Origin of the sequence: Candidatus Hakubella thermalkaliphila, from assembly GCF_013281975.1 — a bacterium.
GTDB lineage: Bacteria > Actinomycetota > Humimicrobiia > Hakubellales > Hakubellaceae > Hakubella > Hakubella thermalkaliphila.
This window is the reverse complement of sequence record NZ_BLRZ01000258.1, coordinates 1-1,295: the sequence shown is the minus strand read 5'-3', so window position 1 is coordinate 1,295 and position 1,295 is coordinate 1. Positions and strand designations below refer to the sequence as shown.

Here is a 1,295-nt window from a genome sequence, read left to right as displayed (position 1 = left end):
TGCAGGAAGAGGATGAGAAGTTTGTTATTGGCAGGCCTGCCGGCTACGGAATCAGCGCCAGGAGTTCTACAGGGTTAGAGTCCAACAACGTTAGCCTTTGGCTTTTGAAAAAGTTTGCCGTGTTTTTTGTTTCGGAAGAAAAAACAAAGCTCGAACGCGGGCAGACAATTACGGAGCTGCATAAAGATTTAAAAGTCCTTTACCTGAGAATTGTGCTCAATGATAAGAACATTGATGAGCCAATTGTTTATTTAGGAGTTCTATACAACATTGAGAAAAAACCTCAAGCCAAAGGGATCAATAAGTTTGAAAGCATCATGGGATATATTGAATATAATGACGATAAGATCTTCAAAAAACCCCAGGAAATCGATTACGAGGATGCATATGTAAGGCTTCAAGGTGAACTAATCAAGAATAATTTATATGACATTAATGATAGTCAAACCCTGTATGACAAGATTATCAAACCATCGCTTGAGCTTTATCGCAAATTGGATAAAAAAGAGAAAGAGGAATTCAAGATAGAAAACCCCTTAAACCAGCGCAAGTTTTTCCTGTCCAGCAACTTGTAAAGATCCAGGGCAAACTCGCGCTCATGCCTTGTTAAATTTAAGTTGTTATTAAGGATGTCATTCAAAAAAGAAGAGACTTGTTGCCAGTTGGTCCATGTTAAGTAATGGGAAAAACACTCGGGGACGGATTTAAACTTATTCTTTTTGTAAATATAATCGGCGGTAATAGCAATGAGTCTAAAGTTTTTGTTATAATTTCGCGCCTCCAACATGCCTCCTTCAATTTCTCTGGTCAACTGGGCTTTAGTCTTTTCCGTTTCTCCTCCGAAGTCGGAAAGGTATTTTGCTTCTATAAGCAGATAATAATTTCCGGTCAGTATAACCAGATCTGGTTCTGTTTTCTCCTCGTAGCGCGGCCAGAAGATGAGCTCTGCTTCTATGGCTTCCTGGCTGGAAATCTTAAAACCCAATCTGTCCAGATATCCTTTGAGGAAAATCTCCCGGTTTGCATATTTGAAAAAGGAAAAGACATTGGAAGCCAAAATGTCTTCCATTCTAGTAATGCCTGAAGGAACTTTGCCGTGCAATTCAGCGGCGTACAACCTTATTACCTCCGGTTTTTCCTAATTTACCAGCACTCCAACTGCTTAGATAGATTCTTCTTTAATTCGGACGTACAAGTTGTGAAACATTATGTGATACAGCTCTAGCCCTTGTCTCTCTAGGTTTTTTGACACTTCTGTGACACATCGTGTCTGCTACATATATGTTGCGACACAT

2 protein-coding genes are annotated in these 1,295 nt (G+C 39.6%); one reads left to right on the top strand and one right to left on the bottom strand.

Features of this window, described 5'->3' with window-relative positions; translation table 11 throughout:
* On the top strand, positions 1-575 hold a 575-nt coding region (locus HW443_RS11355), incomplete at its 5' end, for a hypothetical protein (protein ID WP_176238239.1).
* On the opposite strand, the gene HW443_RS11350 is transcribed toward HW443_RS11355, so the two are convergent.
* Positions 485-1,069 carry a hypothetical protein gene (locus HW443_RS11350; RefSeq protein WP_176238238.1) on the bottom strand — a complete coding sequence of 195 codons (585 nt, stop codon included), beginning with the start codon at positions 1,067-1,069 and terminating at the stop codon, positions 485-487. The two genes, HW443_RS11355 and HW443_RS11350, sit on opposite strands and share 91 nt — an antisense overlap.
* Between the last annotated feature and the right edge of the window lie 226 nt (positions 1,070-1,295).